The sequence below is a fragment of the Ewingella sp. S1.OA.A_B6 genome (assembly GCF_049889095.1).
Taxonomy (GTDB): Bacteria; Pseudomonadota; Gammaproteobacteria; order Enterobacterales; family Enterobacteriaceae; genus Ewingella.
On sequence record NZ_JBLJFK010000002.1, the window covers coordinates 1 to 19,989 of the forward strand.

Genomic DNA, 19,989 nt, shown 5'->3' on the forward strand with positions numbered 1-19,989 from the left:
GCGGTGCTTACGTGCTGAAAGATTGCGACGGCACACCTGACGTGATCCTGATCGCGACCGGTTCTGAAGTGGGTATTACGGTAGAAGCGGCCGATAAACTGGCGGCAGCGGGCACCAAGGTGCGCGTCGTGTCCATGCCGTCAACTGACGCCTTCGACAAGCAGGACGCGGCCTACCGTGAATCTGTGTTGCCGAAAGCGGTGAGCGCCCGCGTAGCGGTAGAAGCGGGTATCGCTGACTACTGGTACAAATACGTTGGCCTGAACGGCGCAGTGGTGGGTATGACCAGCTTCGGCGAGTCAGCCCCGGCGGAAGAGCTGTTCAAAGAGTTTGGCTTCACGGTAGAAAACGTTGTGGCCAAAGCACAAAGTTTGCTGGCTTAATCGTCAACGCCAGAGGTGCAGCGCGCTTAATCTCTCGCGTTGAAGCCATATTCACTGTGCTAAGCACCCATCTGGGTGCTTTTTTTATATCTGGACAGTGCCTTTATCAGGACTATTGTGTTCTCCATAACACTGGCCATTCTCCGCTGGTGTTGTAACCATCGCAAACAGGCTCCGAAGCAAACGAGGTAAGCTGGAACTGCCTGCCATCATAGATCCAGCGAGATGAAACGCCGCAGTCCCCTATTCCACGGCCTTTATCAAAGGTTGAAAGCTCGCCGGTTTTCTGGTCGAAATCGGCATTAATCAGCTCGGGAGCCTGCTCGTCATCGCCCAGTTTGAAAGGCATGTTCAACGCCAAATCTTCAGTTTTGTAAGGCGTCTGTCGTGAAACAGTAAAACCAAGCACAAACAGGTTATAGGCTCCGATATCGCAGTTGACCGTCATCAGCGCTTTGTCATTGCTAAGCGCGTACAGATGTACTTCCCGCTCAGAAGGCTCAAGACTGCAATCATTGTTATCGATAGTGGCTGCTGCGCTTTGGGTTATACCGGAAATCTCGCTGTCACTAAGAGGATGTGGCTCGCTAAAGCTCGGTTTAACCGGTGCTTCCGGAGCAGCAGGAACTGTACCTGGCAGTTTAGCACCACGGCTGACCCAAGCAGATTTTGTGCCGACCCGCCCTTGCTGGGCATCAATCGCCAGCAAGGCGGCCTTAAGTCCTTTAAGCGAGATAGCGGGATGCGATGTTTGGGCCGGCACCGACTTCCCGCCCAGTTGAATCACTTTGCCTTCGCGAATAACGTTGATGAACTCATTGATCACCAAACGATTGGTGGTGGAAAGTTGTCTTTTACTGACATCCCATTCACGATGATTAAACATCAGCGTTTTGCCATCAAGTTGTAAACGATTCACTATAGGCTGTCCGATGCTTGGTTCATCGCCATTACGCTGATACTCAATTTTAACCGATGAGTGGCCTTCTGCACCGGCTTCACGGGTTATGTTCAATACCAGATCCTGACCATCCTGCGAATTACGCGTGGCGCAGTGATTCAGGTTGTCGCAACTCACCTGCCAGTCATTGTAGATAGCCTGTAGCGGAGCGGCCTCGGCATTTACGGCCAGCAGGGCCGTCAGCAAAAATAGGGGGGCGGTTAGGCAATTAGAAATCATCGCGTTCAACTCATTTTCGAATTCATCGTCTTGATGATAGCGTATGCGGATGCAGGGTAATGACATAAATTGCACAATAATCAAATACCCAACAAAAAAACAAGCGGCGACGCATTAACACTGCCATCAGACTGATACCCTGTATCGGAATACCTCTTTATCTCGAATGTATAAAAAACAATCAAAATAATAAAGCGCATTTTTCAGGAGACACGGATGAAGTTTTGGATAATTTCGATGGCATTTTTTTCATTATCTGCTTTTGCCGAAGAGCCACTTTTGGTATTCACAGGCACGTTGGGCAAATCTAACATCGTGATGGAACTGGATCTGAATAAACCCGATGAGGTTACAGGTCGCTATTTTTATCAAAAGCATCGTCTGGACTTACCCATCAATGGGACGCTGAAAAATAATGAATTGAGTTTGAATGAAGGAACAGATGACTTCGATGATACACCACGCCCGACGCTGACGTTGGATCGTGATGAGCAGGGAAACTGGCAAGGAACCTGGACTAACACGGCGGGTAAATCGTTGCTGCTGGAACTGACTCCAGCAGTGCTCCCTGATACCCCAGAGCAAAGCTATCCGGGCTCGCTGGTGCACAGTGAGCCTTACGAATATCTGCGCTTATCGGGCCTGAGCCTGGTGGAAGGGAAAAGTCAGGAATTCATGGGATATACCCTGCAATGGTGGAGCGAACCCCAGTCGCACATCAGCTTGTTCGACATTGTTGCGGGTTATCCGGAAAAACAGCGTGCAGCCATCAATCAAAAACTTCGCGCCCGTCTCTGGCAGGAAGTCATTGGCTGGCATGCCTGTATGTTGAGTGCCAGTCGGTTTGGCGAGGGGGAATACAGCCAGACGGTGACGCCAACCTTCCTGAATGCGGATGTGGTAAGCATTAGTATTTTTACCAACTACGACTGCGGCGGCGCTCATCCTGATTTCGGCGAAACACCGATTAACCTCGATGCTAAATCAGCTGAGCCATTAACACTCGAAGATGTGCTTTGGGTTGGTGAAGGTAAACCCCTGCACTATCTTGAGGCTCAAGATCGTACATCAGCCAGCAACCCTGATGTCGATTTCGATACCTTCGCAGCCTATCGTGAAAAGTCCTTTGCCCCTTGGTTGATAAAACAGATGGCGATCGCCCATCCGCAGGAGATGGTCAAACCTACCGAGGATAGCGACGACGACTGTGATTACTCCGACGCTGAGATCTGGCATTTTCCGGCCTGGTACTTTACAGCAAAGGGGATCTATTTCGGACCTACTTTCCCACGCGTTATGCGTACATGCGAAAGTCCAGACTGGTCAATATTGCCCTGGTCAGCCATTAGCGGACATACAGGCAGATTGATGCTGAAGCTCCCAAAAGTGGATTAATGCTGTCGCAGCACAGGCCATGTGCAATGAATGAAATATTGAAGTAATAAAGGGCCGCCCGGCCCTTTTCTTTTATACACGCTGACAATATCCGCCAGGTGCTTTATGCCATCCAGCCCTGAACTTGAGCGTAATGCAGCAGCATGATGGTTTTGCCATCTTTAATACGTCCGTCCTTTATCATTTCCAGAGCCTGCACAAACGGCAGCTCCAGGACTTCGATGTCTTCATCGTCTATACCACCACCGGCGGTTGCACGTTGTGATTCGTCATACTCGGCAGCAAAAAAATGCACGACTTCAGTCACGCTGCCCGGAGACATGTAAGCCTCAAACAGCTTCTCCACCTTGCTGATCGCATAACCGGTTTCTTCGATGGCCTCTTTACGGATGCAATCTTCCGGCGAGTCGTTATCCAGCAGGCCCGCGCAGGTCTCCAGCAGCATACCGCTATCATTGCCGTTGACATAAGTGGGCATGCGGAACTGGTTTATCAGCAAAACGGTTTTTTTGCTGCGGTTATAAAGCAAAATGGTCGCGCCATTGCCGCGGTCGTAGACTTCACGAGCCTGGGGTTGGCGTTCACCATTTCGTTTGATCAAATCGTAGGTGTATTTGCGCAGAACATACCAGTTATCAGAAAGTAACTGGTTTTTTATGTTTTCAATCTTCGATGACATACCGCGTCCCCGCTCAAAAGGTGGATGAGAGAAGCCAGCCATAATAGGTTCCTTACCTAAAGTATGCCAACGTAAATAGTGCGTTTCTCATCCTGCGGTAAGGTGATACAGGCTATCCTTGTGCGATGGCATTGAGGATCTGCTCACGGTTGAGATCAATCCACTGCTCGTCCAGCGGCCCACAGCCGATGAGTTGATAATAACCGTCATTATTACGGACACCTTGCTGAATAAATTCCAGCTCGACGCCCATACCAGGCAAGGCCTTCAAAACATCCTGCAAGGTCCGTCTTGGCCAACCGGTAAGCACCATTAATTTTGGTACGTTCGGTCGCTGTTCGTTTTTCAACAACCAGCACACATAAAGCCGGCGGGCAAATACCGAATTCAGCCCCATGAATCACTCCTGTTCTCTATTTTTTGATCGCATTATCGTCTTCTATTTCATGATCTGGTCATCAAATAGTAGCGTGAGAGTAAGAAATTTGTCGGCATGATGATGTATCAGCACTAATCTTTTTTACATTATCTCCTTTATTTCTCCACGTTTTATTCCTGACCAGCGGGTAAAGTGCTTATGCATAATGTTGCCTCACCCTTTACCGCTTAATGTGGCATCATTTGGGCTTTCAGCACTATTTTGGCTTTTGGCACTATTTTCGATGTGAAGACATCGGCGCAGCGAGGCATCTCCCCTCTCAGCGTTTATACCCTAAATAATTCGAGTCACAGAGTCGGTGACAGAAATTCTGTTTATTTACTGATGTTAGTCACTCTGTTCGGGTGATAACGAGGTTTTTGACGCATGGCCAACTTTTTCATCGATCGCCCAATTTTTGCCTGGGTTTTGGCGATCATCATCTCCTTGTCCGGTGCGCTGGCTATTCACTCTTTACCTATTGAGCAATATCCCGATCTGGCACCGCCAAACGTGCGTATTACAGCAACCTATCCGGGCGCTTCAGCCCAGACGTTGGAAAATACCGTCACTCAAATCATCGAGCAGAACATGACCGGGTTAGATAACCTGATGTACATGTCCTCGCAAAGTAGCAGCAACGGTAAATCTCAGATAACCCTGAGCTTTGAGGCAGGTACAGACCCGAGCGAAGCGTTGCAACAGGTGCAAAATCAGCTGCAGCAGGCGCTTAAACGTTTGCCACAGGCTGTACAAACCCAGGGCGTGACCGTGTCGAAAACCGGTGATACCAACTTGATGACCGTCGCGTTCGTCTCCACAGACGGCAGTATGGATAAGCAGGATATTGCCGACTATGTAGCCTCCAATATTCAGGATCCGCTAAGCCGCATCGACGGGGTGGGCAGTATCACCGCCTACGGCTCGCAATATGCTATGCGAATCTGGCTCGATCCTAACAAACTCAATAACTACCAGCTGACCACCAGCGATGTGGTCTCGGCAATTCAGGCGCAGAACAGCCAGGTCGCCGTGGGTCAGTTGGGCGGCGCACCGTCCGTCGATTTCCAGGCACTAAACGCCACCGTTAATGCGCAATCTCAGTTGCAGACGCCGCAGCAGTTCCGCGATATTAGCCTGCGGGTGAATCAGGATGGTTCGCAGGTAAAACTCGGTGATGTCTCGGTTATTGGACTGGGTGCTGAAGACTACAGCATTTTGAGTCGTTACAACGGACAAGCGGCTTCTGGGATGGGTGTACAGCTGGCTTCCGGTGCCAATGAACTGGAAACCGATAAACTGGTTCGCGCACGGCTTAGCGAACTGGAAAAATATTTCCCACACGGTCTGGAGACACGCGTTGCCTACGAAACCACTCCCTTCGTTAAAGCGGCAATCACCGACGTGGTTAAAACGCTGTTTGAAGCGATCGTGCTGGTATTCCTGGTGATGTATCTGTTCCTGCAAAACTTCCGCGCTACGCTAATCCCGACCATCGCCGTGCCGGTGGTGCTGCTCGGTACCTTTGTGGTACTGCATCAGTTCGGCTATACGATTAACACCCTGACCATGTTTGCCATGGTACTCGCAATCGGGCTGCTGGTAGATGATGCCATCGTGGTGGTAGAGAACGTCGAACGCGTGATGAGCGAAGAGGGGTTAAGCCCCAGAGAAGCCACGCGTAAATCGATGGGGCAAATTCAGAGTGCGCTGGTTGGTATCACGATGGTGTTGTCGGCGGTATTTATTCCGATGGCCTTCTTTGGCGGTACCACCGGGGCCATCTACCGCCAATTCTCCATCACCATTGTTGCAGCTATGGTGCTTTCCGTGTTTGTGGCCCTGACGCTTACTCCTGCCCTGTGCTCTACGTTATTAAAACCTATCGCCAAAGGGCATCACCACGGTAAAACCGGTTTCTTCGGCTGGTTTAACCGCATGTTTGACCGCAATGCCAGCCGTTATGAAAGAGGAGTAGGCAGCGTCCTTAAGCACAGTATGCTCTACATGTTGGCCTATCTGCTGATTCTGGGCATCCTGGCTTTCCTGTTCGTCAAATTGCCAACCTCCTTCCTGCCGCAGGAGGATCAGGGTGTTTTGACCGTACAGGTCCAACTGCCACCGGGTTCCACCCTGCAACAAACGCAGAAAGTGGTCGAGAAGATCGAACACTACTTCCTGACTGATGAGAAAAAAGACGTTGTGTCGGTATTCTCGACGTTGGGCGCAGGCCCTGGCGGTAACGGTCAGAACGTGGCGAGGCTGTTTATCAGTCTGACAGACTGGGATCTACGGACCTCAGGTAAAAACTCGGTGTTTGATGTCATCGAGCGGGCAACCAAACAGTTTAAGCACATCAAGGAAGCGCGAGTCATTGCCAGCGGCCCACCTGCGATCAATGGTCTGGGGACTTCCGCCGGTTTCGACATGGAATTGCAGGATCATGCCGGTAATGGTCATGACGCTCTGATGTCGGCACGCGATCAGTTGCTGGAAATGGCGGCTAAAAACAGCAATTTGAGCCGCGTTCGCCATAACGGTCTGGATGACAGCCCACAGTTGCAGATCGACATCGATCAAGCCAAAGCGCAGGCACTCGGCGTCTCCATCACCAATATCAACAGTACGCTAAGTACCGCCTGGGGGTCGACGTATGTGAATGACTTTGTTGACCGTGGTCGGGTGAAGAAAGTCTACGTCCAGGCAGAAGCCCCGTTTCGCATGATGCCCGATGACGTGAACAAATGGTTCGTGCGTAATTCCGCAGGCACCATGGTCCCCTTCTCGGCATTTGCAACCTCACATTGGCAAACCGGGTCGCCACGTCTTGAACGTTATAACGGTTACTCAGCATTAGAAATTGTGGGGGAAGCTGCCGTCGGCGTCAGCAGCGGTACGGCAATGGATGACATGGAGCAGTTGGTCGCCAAACTGCCGGGCGGTTTTGGTCTGGAATGGACCGGCCTCTCCTATCAGGAACGCTTATCCGGTGCGCAGGCCCCGGCGCTCTATGCTATTTCACTGCTGGTAGTATTCCTGTGCCTGGCGGCGCTGTACGAAAGCTGGTCAATTCCCTTCTCGGTCATGATGGTGGTGCCGCTTGGCGTGATCGGTGCGGTGATGGCGACCTGGTTGCGTGGGCTGGAGAACGATGTTTACTTCCAGGTCGGGATGCTAACCATCATCGGTCTGTCGGCGAAAAACGCCATTCTGATCGTCGAATTTGCCAACGATCTGAACCTGAAAGGTAAATCGTTAATGGAGGCCACACTCGAAGCATCACGCCAGCGTTTGCGCCCTATCCTGATGACGTCACTGGCATTTGTTTGCGGCGTACTGCCGATGGCGACCAGCCAGGGCGCAGGCTCAGCCAGTCAGCACGCAGTAGGGACCGGAGTGATTGGCGGAATGATTTCCGCTACCGTTCTGGCCATCTTCTTCGTTCCGCTGTTCTTTGTACTGGTGCGACGTCGCTTCCCGGCAAAAAATTCGGTAACGCCACTGATGGGTGATAGCGTCGAAACCCTACAGGAACCGCATAAATAAAGACGAGAATAACCAATAAAAAAGGCGCTAATTTTGGTTAGCGCCTTTTTACTTATTGTCATTTAAACTGCAATTTTTGTACTGCGTTATGTAAAACGGAACATTAAACTGCGGTATAATAAGGATTTCGTTTTGTATCACCTCGACATACTTTTTTATATTACTGTGTATGCGGCTCTAAGATGAGGATGTTTATATTGGTTCCCACGGGTGTCATATTAATACAAAACTAAATAGAGCAATGACAATTGACACAACAAACGGAATTTTTAATACTCTTTATCTTTCTAACTCTCTGGGCGATTAACCGCGCAGCATGGCTTCGATAAAGTCTTTCCAGTTACCCAACTCTTGTTCGACCATAATACTCCCCTTAAATTTAACGAAAGTGATCATACAGCGAAAATTTAACCATACCAATTCTAATTACCGATATTTTAATCAGGATCACAGTTGGAAAACCGGTAATCAGCCAAATCAAAACGTTAGCATTAGTCCTAAAATTCGGACAGTTATTGCCCTATCCGCCATGACGCGCTATTTTATTTGACTTTAGTTACTATCAGTATCGGCACTTCAGCTGCTTTTCTTTAACTGTTCCTGCTTTCATACGAAAAGAAAGAGTAAGGGTCACTGTACATGCTACAAAAAATTGAGAAACTGAGCCTTCAGGGTCGTTATGAAGATGCACTGCAAAGGGCGCTGAGAATGTTGTCTTCGAAGACCCAGCATCCGCAGTTACTTTACAAGGTGGCCTCTTTGTACGACATCATCGGGCTGGAACAGCAAGCTGTACCCTTCTATGAGGCAGCCATAAAGTGCCATCTTGGCGGCGAGGATTTACGCGATGCTTATTTAGGCCTTGGCAGCACTTACCGCACGCTGGGACGTTATCAAGAATCGCTGGAAACCTTCGATGAAGGCTTGCGCCTGTTCCCAGATGCCAATGATATCCGCATGTTTCGTGCCATGACGCTTTATAATTTAGGTCATGCCAAACAAGCGGTATCGCAATTATTATTACTGATGACTGAAAGCTCCACGTTGCAGGAAATCATCCGTTATAAAAAAGCCATTACTCACTATTCTCATGACCTCGATCGGATTGAATAAAATGCGCCATTACTTCTGATATATAACTACATCAGGCCATGTATTTTATCTTTCCCAGCGACTGAATTGATTAATAAAACTGTACGGTTTCCATTTTAAATAGCACCTCTGAAGCCGGTTTTGACAGCATTCAGCGCCGCCGAACATTGTGGATGCGTCGTCAGACGTGACGGCTATATTCAATTCAGCCCTATTTCCTTCGGGTATGGGGTGAGGAAAATTCGCCCAGTAACGGATTATATTAATTTACTGAACAATAGCCATTATCTCATCATGTTACGCGCAAGAATGACATTCCGGTCTGGATCCCTTTTCCCGCATTATTGTTAATAGCTTTGGGTCATCAAACTGGCCCGGCAATACGTTGTGATCACAGGTAACGTTTCCCATGACAGAGATATCCTCAGCGGTTCCTTTCACCCTTTATGGTATCAAAAATTAATAGATTCAATGCATCACCAACAAAGCTCTGTAGCTGTGCGATTGACCTTGAGCTGGACAGTCTTTCGGCAACTGACCCTATGACCAGATATATTCCTGATTTAATCTACCGGAAACCCGCTGTCGTATGAACGGACGGATTTCAACATGCGTGAGTTTTTGCATATCCTCAGCGAGCAGGACGCCCGAGAGAAATATCCTTTTTTGTATGAATTATCATCATCCCACTTGATTTGTAGGGGTAATGGACAGACAATTCCAGGCCACTGATTAAACTCAGGATCGAGTTGATGGATACCGCCTCTCCCTATACCCTTACGATCAATGGCAGCCCCGTTTCTCCCGATGTACTGCGTTTTCGTGGCACCGAGGCCCTAAGCAAGCCCTTTAGCTGGCGCATCGAATTCACCACCCCACAGGCCAATATCCGCCCTGAACAGGTGCTGATGAAATACGCCAGTTTCGCGATGCGGGATAATAAGGTGGTCCACGGTATCATCACCGGGCTGGAGTGGCTTTCGACGAATGCTGACCAGTCGCACTACCGCATCACTCTCGAATCCCGTCTTGCTCTACTGTCACATACCCGCCGTTGTGCCGTGTTTCTGGATAAATCGGTTCCGGAAGTCGTGGAGCAGATACTGCGGGCACACGGGCTGGAAGAGCCGGATTTTGAATTTCGCCTCGAACGCACCTATCCCTCGAGAGAGCTGATCACCCAATGGAGGGAAACTGACCTCCAGTTCATTCAGCGTATCCTCGCCGAAGTGGGTATCTGGTTCCGTCAGGAAATGAACGACGTCACCGAACTGGAATTGACGGTATTTTGCGACAGCCAGACTCACTATCAATTTAATCATGTTCTGCCGTATCACGAACCTTCTGGTCTGTATGACGGAGCCGAGCTGTGTGGTTGGGGCATCAAAGTCAGGTTCAACACGACGCCGGCTAAAGTCACTACCCGTGATTATAATTATCGCACGGCGGCTGACCCCATGGACTCGACAGCAGAAGTTCGTTCCCCGGCAGTCACCACCGGAGGGCATTACCGTTACGCTGAACCTTACCAGACCGCCGGAGATGAGCTGGAACCCGAAACCGAAAGCGGTGCTTTCTATGCCCGGCTGCATCACGAACGTCTGTTGAATAAATCTGCTCTCGTCCACCTGTTCAGTAACGCTTACTGGCTAAGTCCTGGCATGGTCATTGAGCCACAGGGTCTTACTCTGCGTGACATCCCAGACGGCATACTGATTTACTTCACCTCATACATTGGCGCGCGTGATTCCCGCCTGCATGTGTCGGTGTGGGGCATGCCTTACAGCGAACAATTCTGCTGCCGACCACCAGAAATCCCGCGTCCGGTGATGTACGGCTCGTTACCGGCCCGGATTGAAAGCCGCCAGCCGCATGATAACTACGCTCATCTTGACCGGCTGGGTCGCTATCGGGTGAAACTGGATTTCAGCCGCGAAGATGCCGAGCCGGGCTACAACTTCCTGTGGGTACGGATGGCAAAACCCTACGCCGGAGAAACGCACGGCTGGCATACGCCGCTGACTGACGGCACCGAAGTCGGGATCCTGTTTGATGGGGGCGATCCGGATAAGCCCTATATCGGCCATGCGTTTCATGACTCTGAGCACCCCGACATCGTAAACCGGGACAACCGCAGCCAGAACATACTCCGCACAGCAGGAAAAAATGAAATTCGTCTTGAGGATAAACGCGGTGAAGAGCATATCGCTCTCAATACTGAGTTCGGTAAGACACAGCTGAATCAGGGCCATATCGTTGACGATCAGAATAAACAACGCGGGATCGGCTTTGAGTTGCGTACCGACGAATACGGCGTTATCCGCGTAGCAAAAGGGCTGTTTATCAGCGCCGACGGCCAGACTAAAGGCCAGGGCGAGGTGCTGGATATGAACACGGCCCTCAGGGAAATCGAGGTTTGCCAGCAGCAAATGCAGCACCTTGCCGCCGCAGCCCGACAGGCGGAAGCGCTGGAGGCGGATATCGCCAGCCAGCTCGCGATGTTTAACCAGCGGCTGAAACCGTTGAACGAGATGCTCCACTTCTCGGCTCCGCAGGGTATCGCCTTCACCAGCGGCGAACATATGCAACTGGCCGCAGAGAAGAACGTCGCCATGAATGCGGGCGGAGATATCAGCGCCGGAGCAATGGGCAACATCGTGGGGCTGGCGGGTGAGCAGGTTGGGTTATTTGCGCGTACCGGCAAGCTGAGCGTGATATCCAGCGAAGGCCCGGTACAGATTCAGGCGCAGAACGGCGCGATGCACCTGAGTGCAGAGCAAAAGCTGAGCCTGGTATCGGCGGCAGACATGCTGTTTGCGGGTAAGAAAAAAGTCACCTTAATCGGCGGCGGCAGCTACGTGATTATTGATGCCGGGAAAGTGGAATACGGCACGGCGGGGACCTATACGCGCAAGATTAAGCGGACGACGACGACGGCAAGGGCGACGATGCCGGTAAGCATGCCCAGGATGGGGACGCCGTACATCTATTCTGCCATTTATCAGTTGCAGGATGAGCAGGGCAATATTCTGTCGGGAACGCCTTACAGCCTGAAAACATCTTCGGGTCAGACTGCAACGGGATACAGCGATGATGAAGGCCGTACTGTGCCTGTATATAGCCGCCAGCCGGAAGATGTGAAGCTGCACATCGTGCAGGAGAAGCCACAACAGAAAGAAACGTTGTGGTTTGTTGGCGGTGACGATAACCAGCAACTGACAACAGAACTCAGGGAGGATGCGTAATGGAACTGCCCGATTTACCCGATACCTCAATGGACATTCCTACCGGGACGAACAATCAGCCATGGGACTGTACGACAACCGGCGTAGAAATGGTGGAGAAGCGTTCCAGGCTCCCCACACCGGAAAACCGCAAGTATCTGCATATGAAAGTCGAGTACGCCATGCGCTTTCCTCGTCTGTCAGCAAATATCCGCCGGAATGGCAAAAGCTACCAGATGAGCCTTAAGCAGTTGATGATGAGCGGGCTTATCCGTGCCGACGAAATCGCCCGCAATTACCACTGGTGGTATAAGGCGGAAGTGTCATTCGATATGCGGACCAGCCCGCCACGCCCGTTTCTCAGTAGTACCCTTCTGGAGAAGGACGGCGCAGGTCGTCGACACACCACCAACCCATTTCCTGTGCCGGGTAAAGGTATCTACCGCCGCCCGGATGTTATTATCGTCAAGAATAAGCAGGATCGCTGGCCGGGGCTAACCGGGCTGGATAACGGAGGTCATATGCATGTTGATAATTTGGCTCGTTTGGTGGAGGTGAAGTTTCCGGGAGATGTCCTTTATCGGGATCAGTACGACGAATATATGCAGATTGTTGGCGATGATTCTACACGAATGACCATTCTGGAGATCCACGACTGCCGCCCAGAAGGGCAGCAGTGGAGCGATCAGGTGGTGAATGTGACGATGAAAGCCTGGAAAACCAGCGGTGCAAAATACTGGCCGCTGTTTCTCTATCCGCCGATCTTTATGCCACGTCCGCCATCAATCCCCGTCGCCGCAAAAATAGAGCCCTGGACTTACGCTGGTAAAATGGTGGCCGACCTCAGCGAAGGTGCCATACAGGGCGTTGCCGAGGGTTGGAATGCATTATCAAAAGAGACACAACAGGTACTAAGCTCTGCGGCTGGTTGGCTTAACGACGAAGGTGAGTGGGTTTATCAGCAAGGAAGCGAGGCCTGGGTATGGGCCAGTAAAACCGGCAAGTACGTCAAATCCTGGACCAATACCCAGATTCAGGCGGCATGGGCAGAAATACAAATAGCCACCGATATGACACTGGAGATGCTGAAACAGGTGGACTGGGTGCAAGTCTTGACCAACGTTGCTAAAACGGTCGGAGTGATCCTGGTTGCCGTGGGTATCGGGGTGCTGGTCGTAACGTTGGGTATACCAGAAGCCATTATTGGGGCATTTTTACTGATTGTCCGTCTGGCAATCAGTGCCTGGGGAGCTCTGTCGGGGATCCTCGGAGCAGGTGCGGGTACGGCAGCACTGGCAGCTGGTTAAAAGGAGCAGGTATGGAATTGCAGGATTTTGAACTGAATTATATCGAGAAATGGCTACCTGAAGCCTCTGTTAAATACAAAGATGGCAGCCCGGCGGTCAATCTTGGTCTGATCATCACCGTGTTTTTTAAAGATGGGCATACACCAGAAGTTCGCCAAAAGATGGTGGCTTGTGTCGATCGTTTTTATGCGGAATTTAAATCGCATCTGAAGAAAACGATAACAAAGAGCTGGGTGGGTATCACGGAAAAGAACTATCAGAAAAAGCGGCAGGAAATTCTCGATTCAACACCAGAAGAGATCTTTTCCTGGTATCTGGGGAGTGCAGAGAAGGATTTTCTTGCGCCTGATTACGAAGTTTCTTTGTTAGGACAACGTGTTTTCCATAACGATAATGACAGATCCGTAATTAAACTAATCTTCCCATTTTCTTTGCTAAAAGAGCCTGATGGTAAAGAGCGCTACCAGAACTGGTTACTGTGGTTATGTGATACCTTTTCTGTAGAAAGTGGCTACGCTGGATTATCCTTTATTCTCCCAAGAGAATTTCAACGAATGTTCCCGTATGAATTTGCCTTGGCACAGCGTTTTTCCGGGGTGATGGTGGATTCGCTGGGCTTTCTTGAAGGCGGTGGAGCTGTTATTGGTCTGAAAGGTGCCTGTTGGTATACCGTGATCGGTACGCCCTGGTTGGAAAAACTGGGCGGAGGTGAACTGTTAAAGCACCGTTTAGCCAAAACACCGGAAATCACCCCGCTGGACTACAGCAATGGTGTGATCCTTAAGGCCGGAAAACTGCCACCGCCGTTGGGTGAACTCAAAACCGACGGTTTATCACCACTGTTAGTCAAGGTCAACCAGCTTATTCGCCCTGTCCGCTTCAATGATTCGAGATCCCTGCATTTTTACTCTGAATATGAAGGGTTTCAGTTCGATAAAGAATCTACCATGAAGTGGTACAGACGTTTCGACGAAGCCAGCGCCCTGCTGGATAAAGACGAAATAGGAAAATCATACGAACCAGTACGTATCAAATGCTGGACGGATGAAATAGCTCCCTACGCCGGACGTTGGGCGTCGATCGTTGAAGGTACAACTCAGTATATCCAGACCCGCAAAGGACAGACGATGCCGGAGTTTGAGGATAAATACGGCAAGAAATACCGTGCCTGCTGGTCACTGCTGGAGCGTGATGATAAGGGCAGTGTTTTCCTTATTCCTGATTAATCTGCCGAATATTAATGCACCATGTTCATCTATATCATGGTGCCATTTCTTCTCGAGAATTTAGTAGAAAATGAAGGGTAGCTAATCTTGCACAAGCTGATAAGCCAACCAAATTTGAGATAAGGCAGTTAAATACTCTCGAGGAAATACACACGCTACTTAGAGAAAGAGGAATTAGATAGCCTCTCCGAAAAGGCTGGCGTTTCAACCAAGGTTGGGCTCGCACCGAATTCTGGATCCTGTATCGATTTTCCCGCATTATTGTTAATAACTTTGGGCAATTAAACTGGCCCGGCAATACATTGCGATCACAGGTAACGTTTTCCATGACAGAGACATCCTCAGCGGTTCCTTTCATCCTTTATGGCATCAAAAACTGCGATACCGTCAAAAAAGCGCGCCGCTGGCTGGACGAGAACGGTACCGGCTATCGTTTCCATGATTACCGGGCCGACGGTCTGGATGACGCACTCTTGCAGCAGCTTATCGACAAACAGAGCTGGGAGGCGATGCTGAACACCAAAGGCACTACCTGGCGCAAGCTGGATGAGGCGACGCGTGCCGCCTGCGATAATCAGACTGCGGCCAAAGCCCTGATGCTGGAGCATCCGGCCATCATTAAACGCCCTTTGCTACTCGCCGCCAGCGGCCAGTCTCTGTTGGGTTTCAAGCCTGAAAACTATCAGCAGTTCCTCGCGGAGGTTAAGTAACATGAGTTGCCCGGTTCTCGATTTAGCACAGCAGTTAATCCGCCGCCCTTCCCTTAGCCCGAACGACGCAGGTTGCCAGGAGATCTTAATCGCCCGATTAAAAGCTATCGGCTTTCATATTGAACCGATGAATTTTGGCGATACTCTGAATTTCTGGGCCACCCGTGGTGAAGGCAAAACGCTGGCGTTTGCTGGACATACCGACGTGGTGCCGACCGGCGACCCTAAGCTATGGGTCACCGGTCCGTTCGAACCGGCCCTGCGCGACGGCATGTTGTACGGACGCGGGGCGGCAGATATGAAAGGTTCTCTGGCCGCCATGGTTGTCGCTGCCGAACGTTTTGTCGCCAATAACCCAAACCACCAAGGGCGCCTGGCATTTCTTATCACCTCCGATGAGGAAGCCAGCGCGGTCAACGGCACGGTGAAAGTGGTCAATGCATTGATGGAGCGCCGCGAACGGTTGGATTTCTGCCTGGTCGGCGAACCCTCCAGCACCAGCCGCGTCGGCGATATCGTTAAAAATGGCCGCCGTGGTTCCATGACCGCCACTCTTCATGTGCACGGCGTGCAGGGTCACGTCGCCTATCCGCATCTGGCGGACAACCCGGTACACCGAGCAATGCCAGCGCTGAATGAACTGGTGGCCACCGAGTGGGATCGGGGCAATGAGTTCTTCCCACCAACCAGCATGCAGATTGCCAATATCAACGCCGGTACCGGCAGCAATAATGTGATCCCAGGCGAGCTGTATGTGCAGTTCAATTTCCGCTTCAGCACTGAGCTGACCGACGCCATGATCAAACAGCGTGTGGCCGAACTGCTCGATCGGCATAATTTGCAATACACCTTAAACTGGGTGGTCTCCGGACAACCGTTCCTGACTTCGCGCGGTGAACTGGTCAACGCGGTGGTTAACGCCGTGCGCCATTACAGCGAAATCACACCGGAGCTGCAAACCACCGGTGGCACCTCCGACGGGCGGTTTATTGCGCTGATGGGGACGCAGGTGGTGGAGCTGGGACCGGTCAACGCTACCATCCACAAAATTAACGAATGCGTGCACGCTGCCGATCTGCAACTGCTCAGCCGCATGTATCAACGCATCATGGAACAGCTGGTCGCATGATAGATAACGCCATGCTAACAGGCCGCACAGCGACGCACCTGGTGCCACTGGGCGACGGCCCCCACCGCCTGCAGGCTGAAGCCGCTGGGGCTTTTAGCCGCATGCAGGATGCCGCACGTCTGGCTGGGTTTGACCTGCAACCGGCCAGCACGTTTCGTGATTTCGAACGGCAATTGGCTATCTGGAATGGCAAATTTCGCGGTGAGCGACCAGTATTAGATCAGCAGAGTCAGCCGGTTGAAGTCAGTTCGCTGCCGGATGCGGCGCGCTGTGAGCTGATCCTGCGTTGGTCAGCCCTGCCGGGCGCCAGCCGCCACCACTGGGGCAGTGATCTGGACATCTATGATCCGACGTTATTACCCGCAGACAGTAAACTTCAGCTGGAACCGTGGGAATATGAAACAGGCGGATATTTCGCTGCGATGAATCAGTGGCTTACGGCTAATATGGCAGAGTTTAGTTTTTACCGGCCCTTTGCCGTGGACCGGGGCGGCGTCGCCGTCGAACCCTGGCATTTGAGTTATCGTCCTCTGGCCGAACTGTGCGAAGCTCAGCTCACTCCGGAGGTTCTTATCAATGCATGGCATGGACAAGACGTTGCAGGTGCAGACTGGGTGATCGCCCATCTGGCAACGATCTTCCCGCGTTTTATCGCAATTAATTAAGGAGTCAGCCATGGAGTGGATTAAAGATTACTGGTGGATCATTCTGATTATACTGGCCGGGATCATCATTAGCGGCGTCAAAGAACTGAACCGTGTTGATGTTAAAAAGTATCTGAACGACAAACCTGAAATCCCGCCGCATCGCGATAATAATGCCGAGTGGGATAACGATGATGACTGGCCTAAGAAGAAATAAGCGGGTCAGATGCAGAAAGCAGCCATTCGGCTGCTTTTTTACTGGCATTCATTCACTGACGCAAATAGGCCAGCGCAGTACTGATCATCTGCTGATCCAGCCCGTGCGCCATATCAGGTTGCAGGTCCAGAGTGCACTCATTACCCAACGACTTCAGACGTTCAGCAGCGCTTTTAGACTGGAAGGGATTGATCACCGGATCCTGCTCGCCGTGGATAAAGTGAATAGTGGTTCCGGCATCAATCGGGGTTTCCGGCAGGTTGCCGAAACGCCCGCTAAACGCCACTATTCTGCCTGCCAGCCCGGCTTCCACCTTGGTGGATTCCAGCGCCATAATCGTCCCCTGTGAAAAACCTACCAGCACGGTATTCTGCGGCTTCACACCGCTGCTTTGCTGCCACTCACGCACCGTGTTAATAAACAACGGCATCGCCGCATCTATGCGCGACTGACGATTTTTCTCGGTGACGCCCTGTACCGAGAACCACTGGAAGCCGCGACCAAAATCACAGATATCCGGACTACCGATGCTGACCACCAGCGCATTGGGAAAAGCAGCCGCGAAAAACGTCCCGACTTCACCCATCGATACCGGGTTATCACCGACGCCGTGGAACAGCAAAATAAGCCGGTCTGCCGCTATTTCCGGCTGCTGAACAATAATGCTTTCAATCGACATGGTGTTGCCTCAGGTAGGGAGTTTGCTGCGCCCTGAAAAGCGCGCGTCTTGGGCCACTATACCGCGTAGTGAACAAGGTGAAACCGGGTTTTATTGAACGACTTTTTCGATTTATTGCAACGACGTCAGGCGCGGTAAGGTGAATTGCCGCCAGTGATGACACAGAGCGGCATTACGGGTTTCCAGCGCCAGCGCGGTTTCCTCACGCCAGTGGCGCAACAGCGCTTTGCGGCCACTCAGTTGCAGGTTCGACGTGCATTGCGCCACAGTGAGCCCCTCCTGAAGATGAGCACGCAGCGCTGTCATAGGTAATTCAGTACACAGTAATAAACGTTGCAGCGCCGCATAACTGCTTTCCAGTGCGCGGTGAGCGAAGGCGAAACCGGCCAACTCCCGCCAGTCATCATCCGTCAATGTGGCGTCATCACTGGCGTTCAAATCTAAATCCAGAGGAATGATACGTTGAAGCCAGTACACGTCACGAGCCAGTTGCTGAACCGCATCATCAGCCATTGCATGACCGGCATCACTAAGCGGCAGTACCGCCATCGCGGCGTAACAACCGCTGCTGGCTTCCCGCTGACTGCCTATTCGTACCAGTCTGTAACCCGCCCTCTGCCACAGAGCAGCCAGTTCGGAGGTATAGCCAAAACTGACCGACAGGAAATCCAGCCCCTGCGATACGGCCGGCCCGACCTGCTGCGCCAACAATGCCAGTGCGATACCCTGACGACGCATGTCAGGCTGAACGGCAATACGGCTGACGCGACGTGAACGCAGTACCGGTGCGCAACCCTGCCCGGCGTGAGCCGCCAGAGATTGTGCCACCAAATTGCCACGCGGACGTCGCCTTCCGGCCCAGACTTCGTGGGCCAGCGCCTCACTTAAGCCACCCTCGTCCACCAGCCATATCGCCCCCGCCACGCGGTTTTGCAACATGGCTGCGGCAAAAGCGCTGCCGGGCACATCGAGCAGGCGGCGTAAATCCAGGGGTGAAGTTCGGTAATGTGCGCTGGTCAACAGGCCGTAAAAACCGGCCAGCAGGTTGGGTTCTGACAACCACTGCGCGTTATCTATCGTGCAGAACTGAATGTCTTCGGATTGGAGGGCTAAGGCTGGCGCATCATTGAACAGCAAAAGATGGTCAAGAAAAGGCTCCAGCGGGTCAGTCGCAGACCAGCGGATCGGCACCTCCAGGCGCAGGTCATGCCACTGCGGGAGTGACGCGCAGAATTTGAGTATGAAACCGCGGCCAGTGCCTTCATAGCCCTGCACGGTAGTCGTCAGCAGCACGCGCGGGAAGAAAGCGATAAGTTTAGATAATAACGGTGCAGGAATAGCGGCCGCTTCGTCAATCAGCAACCAGTCCACTTCCGTGACGGCATTATTCTCGCAATACTCCAGCAGGGCATCGGGCGACCAGAAACGTGCTTTCCCCTGACCTTGGTCGCAAAGCTGCTGTGCCGCGGCTTTGGCCGGTGCGCTCACCCAGCATGTACCCGGCCACTTAGCGACTAACATGCCCGCCAGCGTTGATTTTCCCCGTCCTCGGGCAGCAGTCAGTATCCAAACACCTTCTTTGGCTGCCAGTAAACGTGACAAAATCTGCTGTTGTTGCCGCGTCGGCTGCCCGTCCGGCGGCGTCCAATCTGGGGCCGCCGGTAAGTAAGTCAACGTGCACGGCAGATGCTGGCGCCAGATCAGACCACTGGGATCCTGTTCAAGACATTGCTGCAAACGACGGATGAAATTCGGCGTGGGGATCGGTTCAGGCCGTTCACTCCAGCGGACGCTGTCAGCGTCTGGCTGCAGCGGCCACTGCTGCCACTGCGGCACCAGTAAAATCAGCCAGCTTCCGGCACGTAACGTGCCGGCGAAAGCGGCCAGTGCCTCCGCGTTCAGTCCAAACCGTGCATCAAATATACCGTGCTGTTTTTCCTGCCCAAGCAATGCAGGAACAGCAGAGAAAGTGACTGACTCAGCCCCTAATGGCGGTCTGTCACTCACCCACAGCCAGTCACCACACAGCCCTTCACTGAACGCTGCTGCCTGCTCTGCACACCAGCCCGCTTCACCGCTTAATACCAGCAAGCGACGCACACCCAGTTGCTGCAGTTGATATTGCAGCGCGGTTTTCAGCGCGGGATCGGGGAGCGTCAC

General features: G+C 51.9%; 17 protein-coding genes. 11 read left to right on the forward strand and 6 right to left on the reverse strand.

The window, feature by feature from the left end; translation table 11 throughout:
- On the forward strand, positions 1-383 hold a 383-nt coding region (locus tag ACMV8I_RS08285), incomplete at its 5' end, for a transketolase-like TK C-terminal-containing protein (protein ID WP_498864763.1).
- Between the two features lie 112 nt (positions 384-495).
- On the opposite strand, the gene ACMV8I_RS08290 is transcribed toward ACMV8I_RS08285, so the two are convergent.
- Entirely contained in the window at positions 496-1,629 is a 1,134-nt protein-coding gene (locus ACMV8I_RS08290) for a DUF1176 domain-containing protein (protein ID WP_498864764.1), read from the reverse strand.
- 150 nt (positions 1,630-1,779) lie between these two features.
- On the opposite strand from ACMV8I_RS08290, the gene ACMV8I_RS08295 reads away from it, so the two are divergent.
- Positions 1,780-2,958, forward strand: coding sequence for a hypothetical protein (locus ACMV8I_RS08295; protein ID WP_498864765.1), 1,179 nt, complete (start codon positions 1,780-1,782; stop codon positions 2,956-2,958).
- A 103-nt stretch (positions 2,959-3,061) separates the two neighbouring features.
- Here the strand turns inward: ACMV8I_RS08295 and nudK are convergent, their stop codons facing one another.
- Together nudK and ACMV8I_RS08305 are read right to left on the reverse strand one after the other, a co-directional pair.
- Complete coding sequence (gene nudK, locus ACMV8I_RS08300) at positions 3,062-3,637, reverse strand: GDP-mannose pyrophosphatase NudK (RefSeq protein WP_498865018.1); 576 nt, start codon at positions 3,635-3,637, stop codon at positions 3,062-3,064.
- Between the two features lie 112 nt (positions 3,638-3,749).
- On the reverse strand, positions 3,750-4,034 hold the full coding sequence (locus tag ACMV8I_RS08305; protein WP_498864766.1) for a winged helix-turn-helix domain-containing protein: 285 nt from the start codon (positions 4,032-4,034) through the stop codon (positions 3,750-3,752).
- 408 nt (positions 4,035-4,442) lie between these two features.
- Between ACMV8I_RS08305 and acrD the strand changes: the two genes are divergently transcribed.
- On the forward strand, positions 4,443-7,601 hold the full coding sequence (gene acrD, locus ACMV8I_RS08310) for a multidrug efflux RND transporter permease AcrD (RefSeq protein ID WP_498864767.1): 3,159 nt from the start codon (positions 4,443-4,445) through the stop codon (positions 7,599-7,601).
- A 303-nt stretch (positions 7,602-7,904) separates the two neighbouring features.
- Here acrD and ypfM read toward each other — a convergent pair whose 3' ends face one another.
- Complete coding sequence (gene ypfM, locus ACMV8I_RS08315) at positions 7,905-7,964, reverse strand: protein YpfM (protein WP_139804174.1); 60 nt, start codon at positions 7,962-7,964, stop codon at positions 7,905-7,907.
- Between the two features lie 276 nt (positions 7,965-8,240).
- Between ypfM and ACMV8I_RS08320 the strand changes: the two genes are divergently transcribed.
- From ACMV8I_RS08320 to ACMV8I_RS08355, 8 genes are all read left to right on the forward strand, one after another.
- The gene (locus ACMV8I_RS08320) at positions 8,241-8,714 is read left to right on the forward strand and encodes a tetratricopeptide repeat protein (RefSeq protein ID WP_498864768.1); all 474 of its coding nucleotides are present in this window, start codon (positions 8,241-8,243) and stop codon (positions 8,712-8,714) included.
- A 731-nt stretch (positions 8,715-9,445) separates the two neighbouring features.
- A complete protein-coding gene (locus ACMV8I_RS08325; protein WP_498864769.1) occupies positions 9,446-11,938 on the forward strand; it encodes a type VI secretion system Vgr family protein in 2,493 nt (830 codons plus the stop codon).
- The gene (locus ACMV8I_RS08330) at positions 11,938-13,224 is read left to right on the forward strand and encodes a VRR-NUC domain-containing protein (protein ID WP_498864770.1); all 1,287 of its coding nucleotides are present in this window, start codon (positions 11,938-11,940) and stop codon (positions 13,222-13,224) included. Before ACMV8I_RS08325 ends, ACMV8I_RS08330 begins: the two co-directional genes overlap by 1 nt.
- 11 nt (positions 13,225-13,235) lie before the next feature.
- Positions 13,236-14,450 carry a DUF3396 domain-containing protein gene (locus ACMV8I_RS08335; protein ID WP_498864771.1) on the forward strand — a complete coding sequence of 405 codons (1,215 nt, stop codon included), beginning with the start codon at positions 13,236-13,238 and terminating at the stop codon, positions 14,448-14,450.
- Between the two features lie 326 nt (positions 14,451-14,776).
- On the forward strand, positions 14,777-15,160 hold the full coding sequence (locus ACMV8I_RS08340) for an ArsC family reductase (RefSeq protein WP_498864772.1): 384 nt from the start codon (positions 14,777-14,779) through the stop codon (positions 15,158-15,160).
- A 1-nt stretch (position 15,161) separates the two neighbouring features.
- Positions 15,162-16,289 carry a succinyl-diaminopimelate desuccinylase gene (gene dapE / locus ACMV8I_RS08345; protein ID WP_498864773.1) on the forward strand — a complete coding sequence of 376 codons (1,128 nt, stop codon included), beginning with the start codon at positions 15,162-15,164 and terminating at the stop codon, positions 16,287-16,289.
- Positions 16,286-16,954, forward strand: a complete 669-nt coding sequence (locus ACMV8I_RS08350) for a M15 family metallopeptidase (protein ID WP_498864774.1) — start codon at positions 16,286-16,288, stop codon at positions 16,952-16,954. Before dapE ends, ACMV8I_RS08350 begins: the two co-directional genes overlap by 4 nt.
- Positions 16,955-16,964: 10 nt before the next feature.
- Positions 16,965-17,150 (forward strand): YpfN family protein, encoded by a 186-nt coding sequence (locus ACMV8I_RS08355; RefSeq protein ID WP_498864775.1) that lies wholly within the window; start codon positions 16,965-16,967, stop codon positions 17,148-17,150.
- A 52-nt stretch (positions 17,151-17,202) separates the two neighbouring features.
- Here the strand turns inward: ACMV8I_RS08355 and ypfH are convergent, their stop codons facing one another.
- Positions 17,203-17,829, reverse strand: coding sequence for an esterase (gene ypfH, locus ACMV8I_RS08360; RefSeq protein ID WP_498864776.1), 627 nt, complete (start codon positions 17,827-17,829; stop codon positions 17,203-17,205).
- 111 nt (positions 17,830-17,940) lie between these two features.
- Entirely contained in the window at positions 17,941-19,989 is a 2,049-nt protein-coding gene (locus ACMV8I_RS08365) for a tRNA(Met) cytidine acetyltransferase TmcA (protein ID WP_498864777.1), read from the reverse strand.

Excerpts from the sequence above, each read along its gene's own strand:
- ACMV8I_RS08320 (WP_498864768.1), top strand. The coding sequence starts at position 8,241 with ATGCTACAAAAAATTGAGAAACTGAGCCTTCAGGGTCGTTATGAAGAT.
- ACMV8I_RS08330 (WP_498864770.1), top strand. The coding sequence starts at position 11,938 with ATGGAACTGCCCGATTTACCCGATACCTCAATGGACATTCCTACCGGG.
- ACMV8I_RS08340 (WP_498864772.1), top strand. The coding sequence starts at position 14,777 with ATGACAGAGACATCCTCAGCGGTTCCTTTCATCCTTTATGGCATCAAA.
- dapE (WP_498864773.1), top strand. The coding sequence starts at position 15,162 with ATGAGTTGCCCGGTTCTCGATTTAGCACAGCAGTTAATCCGCCGCCCT.
- ACMV8I_RS08325 (WP_498864769.1), top strand. The coding sequence starts at position 9,446 with ATGGATACCGCCTCTCCCTATACCCTTACGATCAATGGCAGCCCCGTT.
- nudK (WP_498865018.1), bottom strand. The coding sequence starts at position 3,637 with ATGTCATCGAAGATTGAAAACATAAAAAACCAGTTACTTTCTGATAAC.
- ACMV8I_RS08305 (WP_498864766.1), bottom strand. The coding sequence starts at position 4,034 with ATGGGGCTGAATTCGGTATTTGCCCGCCGGCTTTATGTGTGCTGGTTG.
- ACMV8I_RS08290 (WP_498864764.1), bottom strand. The coding sequence starts at position 1,629 with ATGTCATTACCCTGCATCCGCATACGCTATCATCAAGACGATGAATTC.
- ACMV8I_RS08335 (WP_498864771.1), top strand. The coding sequence starts at position 13,236 with ATGGAATTGCAGGATTTTGAACTGAATTATATCGAGAAATGGCTACCT.
- ACMV8I_RS08350 (WP_498864774.1), top strand. The coding sequence starts at position 16,286 with ATGATAGATAACGCCATGCTAACAGGCCGCACAGCGACGCACCTGGTG.
- ypfH (WP_498864776.1), bottom strand. The coding sequence starts at position 17,829 with ATGTCGATTGAAAGCATTATTGTTCAGCAGCCGGAAATAGCGGCAGAC.
- ACMV8I_RS08355 (WP_498864775.1), top strand. The coding sequence starts at position 16,965 with ATGGAGTGGATTAAAGATTACTGGTGGATCATTCTGATTATACTGGCC.
- ACMV8I_RS08295 (WP_498864765.1), top strand. The coding sequence starts at position 1,780 with ATGAAGTTTTGGATAATTTCGATGGCATTTTTTTCATTATCTGCTTTT.
- acrD (WP_498864767.1), top strand. The coding sequence starts at position 4,443 with ATGGCCAACTTTTTCATCGATCGCCCAATTTTTGCCTGGGTTTTGGCG.